The 6,658-nt window shown below is 38.2% G+C and carries 7 protein-coding genes; all 7 read left to right on the plus strand.

The genetic code is table 11. From position 1 onward, the window contains the following. Nucleotides 1-262 precede the first annotated feature (262 nt). The 7 genes from C9I99_RS26725 to C9I99_RS26765 all read left to right on the plus strand — a co-directional run bounded on the left by C9I99_RS26725 (nt 263) and on the right by C9I99_RS26765 (nt 6,418). Entirely contained in the window at nt 263-457 is a 195-nt protein-coding gene (locus tag C9I99_RS26725) for a YHYH domain-containing protein (protein WP_107351872.1), read from the plus strand. A gap of 1,261 nt (nt 458-1,718) precedes the next feature. Then, nucleotides 1,719-2,423 (plus strand): hypothetical protein, encoded by a 705-nt coding sequence (locus C9I99_RS26730; protein WP_107351873.1) that lies wholly within the window; start codon nt 1,719-1,721, stop codon nt 2,421-2,423. Nucleotides 2,424-2,544: 121 nt separating this feature from the next. Next, nucleotides 2,545-3,273 (plus strand): sugar phosphate isomerase/epimerase family protein, encoded by a 729-nt coding sequence (locus C9I99_RS26735; RefSeq protein WP_166645530.1) that lies wholly within the window; start codon nt 2,545-2,547, stop codon nt 3,271-3,273. A 1,097-nt stretch (nt 3,274-4,370) separates the two neighbouring features. Next, entirely contained in the window at nt 4,371-4,970 is a 600-nt protein-coding gene (locus tag C9I99_RS26750; RefSeq protein ID WP_107351876.1) for a pesticin C-terminus-like muramidase, read from the plus strand. Further along, nucleotides 4,960-5,421, plus strand: a complete 462-nt coding sequence (locus C9I99_RS26755) for a hypothetical protein (protein WP_107351877.1) — start codon at nt 4,960-4,962, stop codon at nt 5,419-5,421. The genes C9I99_RS26750 and C9I99_RS26755 overlap by 11 nt, the downstream gene beginning before the upstream one ends. Nucleotides 5,422-5,536: 115 nt before the next feature. After that, a complete protein-coding gene (locus C9I99_RS26760; protein ID WP_107351878.1) occupies nt 5,537-5,794 on the plus strand; it encodes an antitoxin Xre/MbcA/ParS toxin-binding domain-containing protein in 258 nt (85 codons plus the stop codon). Between the two features lie 114 nt (nt 5,795-5,908). Then, nucleotides 5,909-6,418, plus strand: coding sequence for a ClbS/DfsB family four-helix bundle protein (locus C9I99_RS26765; RefSeq protein WP_107351879.1), 510 nt, complete (start codon nt 5,909-5,911; stop codon nt 6,416-6,418). Nucleotides 6,419-6,658 lie beyond the last annotated feature (240 nt).

Below are 6,658 nucleotides of genomic sequence, written 5' to 3' on the forward strand. Positions count from 1 at the left end.
TGAATTTTAGTTCTTGCGCATCACATATAACAATCAAATCAAGGTGATGCTTTTTACTCGGCATTTTTGGTTTGAAGTTCGGTGCGCTTGGTTGGTTCAACGTGGCACACCTTATTTGGGGCGTTATATGAATTTCAGAAAGGTCATCAAATCTAATGCTTGTTAATCACTAGTTGCATATTCATTGCGATGAATATCACGTTATACTACTTCAAATACTATTACACTAAACTCCGCCAAGCAAAAAAAGGATGTTTAGCCTATGAAATATGCGTTGATAGTATTGTTGTTGACTTTCGCTAACGGAAGTACCTATGCACAATCAGTTAAGTATGTAGGTAAAGTTGAATTGTCGCATAGTGGTGGTACAGATAGTTGTGGATGCCATTACAATAGAAAAACAGGTGAATACCATTGCCATACGAGAAAACAACGTGGCGGTAGTTGTCCACCTTAACAATTCATCTCATTTTTAAAGGTGAAAGAGCTCAAAAATTCAGGCTTCATGTTTTATAGACGTAAAGCCCAGGTTCTCGTCTAATAATTCATATAACAAGGCGTTTAAGTACGACCACTAACGCATGGCACTTTCGCTTCGCGAATTGTAGTGCCATTAGCGTTGTGGCGTCTTAACTTAGCGTTATATGCTGTTGGTTTTTTCAGTTTACTACCAGTTGTGTCATGCAAATCCGCTCGCTGTAGCCGGTGGTTTTTATTGATAACCGGTTGATTGAAATCCAGACCGGTTGTTTGTGTTGAGTATGTTGTAGCAAGACCGGTTTCAAGTTCAGGTTTGATTGTTGTTTCTTGGTGGTTAAAACAAGCAACCGATTCGAATTTCAGGTCTGATTGATGTTTCTGTTGGTTTAATCAAATAACCGGTTAAACAGGCTTTGAGGCTGAAGCCGGTTGAGCGCCCTTTTCGAGTTAGTTGAATTCAAGACCGGTTGTTGTTTCCCGCTTGATAAAACCTAGCCGAGAGCAGCGGCAAGCAAGCCGCCTTTTCAGAGCGGGATCAAGAGCCGGGGCACGAGCAAAACGCTATAAACATGCAAGCAATAACAAGGTTATTAACGTGACATGTACTCGACGTCAGTTTCTCTAAACTAGCGCCGTGATTACGTTTTTCAACCGAATTTCAATTAGTACATGCCCGTTATAACTGGCGTTATATGCTGTTGGTTTTTTCAGTTTACGACCGGTTGTGTCATGCAAATCCGCTCGCTGTAGCCGGTGGTTTTTATTGATAACCGGTTGATTGAATTCCAGACCGGTTGTTTGTGTTGAGTATGTTGTAGCAAGACCGGTTTCGAGTTTTGGTTTGACTGCTGTTTCTTGGTAGCTAAAACAGGCAACCGGTTCGAATTTCAGGTCGGGTTGCGGTTTCTGGCGGTTTTTTCAAATAACCGGTTAAACGGGCTTTGTGGCTGAATCCGGTTGAGCACCCTTTTCCAGTAAGTTGAATTCAAGACCGGTTGTTGTTTCTCGGTGCATAAACCAAGCCGAGAGCGGCGGCTAGTAAGCCGCCTTTTCAGAGCAGGATCAAGAGCCGGGGCAAGAATAAAACGCCGTAAAATCAGAGCTATAACAATGCAATTAACAGGACGTGTAAACGGTCAGTCAGGTTCAATTCTCGACAGCTGTGATTACACTTTCCAACACAAATTCAATTGTTTACACGCCTGTTATCGCGGGCGTTAAATTTCTAGGAGGATCAATTGGCAGAGCCAAATGATATAGAACAGGTGACAGAAGTAGTTAAGAGTATTCCAGAATTTGTAGATGCAATTGGGAATATAATTCAGACTCCTTCTGGGTTCATCATTACGACAATAGTCTTGTTGTGGTTAGTATTAAATCGTGATTTTTCTAAGATATTTAATTTAATTGAACGTAAAGAAACTAAGCGATTGGAAAAGTTAGAACTATATCTTTCTCAAGAGTCTACTGCTGATTCGAGTTGTCTGGCTGTAATCAAAAAGCAGAGAAATACATATTATTTTAAAGTTGCAACACGTATTTATGCCGAAAAAACACTTAGGAATTCTTTGATTTCACTTCATGACCGAACCTCACATAATATTAATTGGACAACAATTCGTAGAGCTCAGCCATATCTAGACCTAAATAGTAATAATGAAGTGTTTGTTCGTGATAAAACATGGAATGAAAAGTTAGGGTTTTATTATAATATTTTCATTGCGGGTATGTTTTCTCTAATAGCCGTAGGTTGCATTCTACTGTTAGTCTTTTCTCCTGTGGCTAATTTTCTCAATGTGGTAAAGCTTATCGGATCGGCTATTGCTCTTGGGGTATTCGCTCTTTTTATATTAGCTCAAAATTTTCCTGTATATGCCGCGAGAAAAATAGCCGAGGAGATAAAAATAGAGCAATCAGAGCAGTCTGAACCAATCGAAGCATGAGAAATTTAACAAAGCAATCAAGGTGATGCGTTACACTCGGCGGTTTTGGTACGGAGTTCAGTGTGCTTTGCTGGTTCAGTGGGGCACACCTTATTGCAGGCGTTATGCGAAGGAGCGCAGAATGTATCTAGGTGTTCAACTTTATGCTTTTGAAAAAGAGTATGTTTTAAGTGAACCTGATTATGTTTTCAGACACTTAGCTGAAATTGGTTATCAAGCTATTGAAATGCCATTCCTGATGGATGTTCATACATATACAAAGAAATATAATTTACAGTATTCAGCGTTGCATACAGGCCCTGATGCTCTGAATGATTTACCAGAAATTATAAGTCACTTACAGTCAAATGACTGTCAGAATTTATGTATATCTGGCCCTCTGGCATGGCATGATCGAAGTTTAAGTAACTTTCAAAAGACATGCGCATTTCTTAACGAGAAAGCTGAGTTGTTGAAGTCCGAAGGTATCAAAATACACTATCACAACCATGATTTTGAATTTAAATGCGCAGAAGACGAAATTAGTCCTTTTGAAATTCTATTAGAGCAACTTGATCCATCTCTGATTCAATTTTGTGTGGATACTGGTTGGCTTCATATGATTGGATTAGATCCAGTTACTTTCTTGAAGCAATATCGACATAGAATTTCATATGCACATTTGAGGGACTTTCTTAATGGTAAGTCTGTAGCATTAGGTCAAGGTTCGGTTGATGTAGCAAGTATTGTCAATGAGTTAAATGATAATTCTTCACTAGAATGGTTAGTTGTAGAGCATGAGCCGGAGGATGCTGCACTTGAAAAATTATCTGTGAGTAGATCTTATCTAAAGACTGAGTTATCGCTGTAAGTTCTTCTCGCATAACAAGGCAATCAAGGTGATGCGTTACACTCGGCGGTTTTGGTACGGAGTTCGGTGCGCTTTGCTGGTTTGGTGGGGCACACCTTATTGCAGGCGTTGTGCGTACTGAGTCCGAAATTTTTTGCACGGTTCATCAATAGGATCGCGGCTTTCGTAGTTTCGGCTTAGTAAGCGTGAATTTCTTCTTTGTTGCCTTTTTGCTTTCGTATCGTCAGGTTCGGCAAATTAGCCCTTATTTCCCTAAGTTCAGGCGTTTCAGAAGCTATTTTACGCTTCAATTGTTCTTTGGTTATGCCTCATTTTAGTCAGCATCAGTGTTTTTCTCGCAGCATTTCCAATCCCAATTGTGGCGAGTGTATTTAGTTTATCAGCTCCAAACTAGCTGAAAGCAAGCCGTTCAAATGTCGTTGAAAATGTATCTATTTTCCATTCACTTTCTCTCGCAATTTAAGAACATTTTGTTCGCTTAATTACTATCCGTAAATTAGAATCAGGGCTTAAAAAAATGTTGGCAGGGCAGTTCTTTACCAAGCTAGCCAAGCCGAAAGTAAGCACGCACAACAATCGCATCAACACGATGCTTATTACATTCGGCGTTTTTGGTTTGAAGTGTAATTGGTTTGGTAAAGTTGGTCGTCAGCACGTGTTATGCAAGCGTTATTCGCTTGAATTTGTAATGGTGATAGCTTTGTGATTTGCAGCAGGATGTGTGGTATATCTAAAATATTTAAAGCCTCGTGATTTTATATTTATCATGTAATTTTAAGCGGTTATGCTGACAAAATTCACTCATAAATAAATCACTTGGAGTATGCTTTGTCATTTGAAATAATAGGCTTTGTTGGTTTAAATAAGAAAAATAACATTAATGATGTCAAACTGATAAAAGCATTATTGAATGTATATGCTCGTAAAAATACCAGCAGGACATTAGCCATTACAGAAAATGTGATAGTGAGCTAATTGATAAATTAGTTGAGTATCAGAATAAGCATCTTAAGATCTCCAAACCGAAATACTATGTAGAACCAAATGGAAAAATTGTAAAATCTCTGAATGAGTTGGTTCGCTCTGTTTTTAAACCGATGTCCATTAATCCACCAAAAGAAGGTGTACTTACTTGGAATGCAGAAGGGAATGAGGGTGGAGTATATCACAGCAGAAAATTACATGTTCCAAGTGAAAGTTCTGGTGTTACTGTAGGTAGAGGCTATGACTTGAGGAGGAAAACATCAGCTCTGATTCGTAAGGATCTTGCATCAGCAGGCCTAAGGCCTGATGTCATATCTAAGTTAGTGAATGCTATTTCACTAAAAGGTCAGCAAGCAAAACAATTTATCATTGATAATGATTTGATTGACTATCAAATTTCGACTGATGCTCAACTAAAATTATTTAAAATTAGTTATGATTTTGAAGCTTCAGAAGTGAAAAGGATTTGCACTAAAGCAGATGTTGTTAAGAAATATGGCAATACAGACTGGTCAAATTTAGATAAAACAATTAAGGAAGTGCTAGTAGACTTGAAATTTCGTGGTGATTATACGCCAGCAGCTAGAGAGTATTTGCAAGAAAGCATTGTTAATAATGATCTTGATGGTTTTAAAAAAATCATAACGAACAGATCGCTATGGGCAAGAGTTCCGGCTGATAGGTTTAATAAGAGAGTGAAGTATGTTAGGTAAATTGTATTTTCACGTTCTGAAAGTTAAGATCTCTAAAATAATACCTTTTTGCATGTTGCTATTCACCGTGTCTTCAAATTCTAGCATGTTACCTGCATCGATAGATAAAGTTGAAACATATAGAATTAATGACTTTTTGGTTCGCGTCATAAAGCATAATATGGAAGTCAATCCAATATTAGAAATTGACAAAATAATTACTCCTGAATTTCGTGTTATTGATAGTATAAAAATAAACTCAGTAACTGTTGCGAATGAAGAGCTAAGCTTCAACGAGTCATCTGGTGTTTTTGTTGAATCAATTTCATCTAAGCATAATGAAATCTTATTTTCTTTAGAGTATTTCTATCTTGAAGGAGGGAGTAATTATATAGATTGTGTTATTTCATTTAATGATAATTCAAATACTACACCCAAATGCAGCTATAAAGATAGCGTCAGCAGCGAATAACAAAAACATCAAGGTGACGCGTTACACTCGGCGGTTTTGGTATGGAGTCCAGTGCGCTTGGTAAGTATATCGTGGCGCACCTTATGTTCGGCGTTAGCTGTCATAAGGAGTCATAGTGAATTTTGAAGGTTGGAATAAATATGTAGCCTGCTTTGAAGACAACTTTGAGAGTTGTACATTTAAAGATGAGCTTTTATGTAAATGTGGTGGAAATAGGGATATTGCCATAAGCATTTACTATCATTCACGAGACAACTCATTAAAATGGATGGATAGCCCGATACCAGCTTTGGAAAATAAAATTCCTAGTAAGGAAATATCAGCAGGTAGAGCAGACGCTGTTAGGCAGGTTATTTGGCGTATTCCTTGTTAAAGGCAGCTAACAAAGCGCTTAAGCAGACACTACACGCTTGGCATTTTCGCTTCGCAAAAGTTTATGCCAAGGCTTTGTGCAGCTTAGCTAAGCGTTATGTGAATGGAGGTCAAAATGTCTTCTGTGCCAAGAAATAAGGATGAATTGGAGTTAGCTATAAACTCAATATTTCCGAAACTCATGGCTGACTATCGTTCAATTCCGGAAAGTAAAGCTCGCAAACCTGGAATAGAGGGAAACGTCAAAGGTACAGTCATTAGCGTTAGTGATACAGTGGCTTACTTGATTGGTTGGGGAAGACTCGTTCTTAAATGGCATCACTTAAGATCTCAAAACCAACATGTTGATTTTCCGGAAACTGGTTATAAATGGAACCAATTAGGTTCACTCGCTGAAAGCTTCCACGAAGAGTATTGTGAGTGGAAATACAATGATTTACTCATTGAACTTGAGTCTACGGTTAACGAGATACTTTTACTCATTTCAAGTTTAAGTAACCATAATTTGTATGGTGTTGCGTGGTATGAACAATGGACTTTGGGGCGTATGATTCAGTTTAATACGTCATCACCTATGAAAAATGTGCGTACAAAAGTTCGACGTTTCAATCGAGAATTCACATAACAAACGCTTCAAGAGGGACAGCCAACGCGCGGCATTTTTACTATGCATTGGTTTTTGTGGTTACGGTGTTATGCGGAAAGATAGTAGTGGCGTTGGCTGCCCCTTAAGCGGGCGTTATATGCTTAGGGAGGAATCTTGGTCAAGAAAGGTCTAACTTCAAACCAAATAATTGTATTAATACCTTTCTGTATTATATTAGCATTAATACAAGTGGCTATTTGGTCTGATATATTAGTGTAT

It is taken from the genome of Photobacterium lutimaris, assembly GCF_003025555.1.
In the GTDB taxonomy this organism is placed as follows: Bacteria; Pseudomonadota; Gammaproteobacteria; order Enterobacterales; family Vibrionaceae; genus Photobacterium; species Photobacterium lutimaris.

Excerpts from the sequence above, each read along its gene's own strand:
- C9I99_RS26725 (WP_107351872.1), top strand. The coding sequence starts at position 263 with ATGAAATATGCGTTGATAGTATTGTTGTTGACTTTCGCTAACGGAAGT.
- C9I99_RS26735 (WP_166645530.1), top strand. The coding sequence starts at position 2,545 with ATGTATCTAGGTGTTCAACTTTATGCTTTTGAAAAAGAGTATGTTTTA.
- C9I99_RS26750 (WP_107351876.1), top strand. The coding sequence starts at position 4,371 with ATGTCCATTAATCCACCAAAAGAAGGTGTACTTACTTGGAATGCAGAA.
- C9I99_RS26755 (WP_107351877.1), top strand. The coding sequence starts at position 4,960 with ATGTTAGGTAAATTGTATTTTCACGTTCTGAAAGTTAAGATCTCTAAA.
- C9I99_RS26765 (WP_107351879.1), top strand. The coding sequence starts at position 5,909 with ATGTCTTCTGTGCCAAGAAATAAGGATGAATTGGAGTTAGCTATAAAC.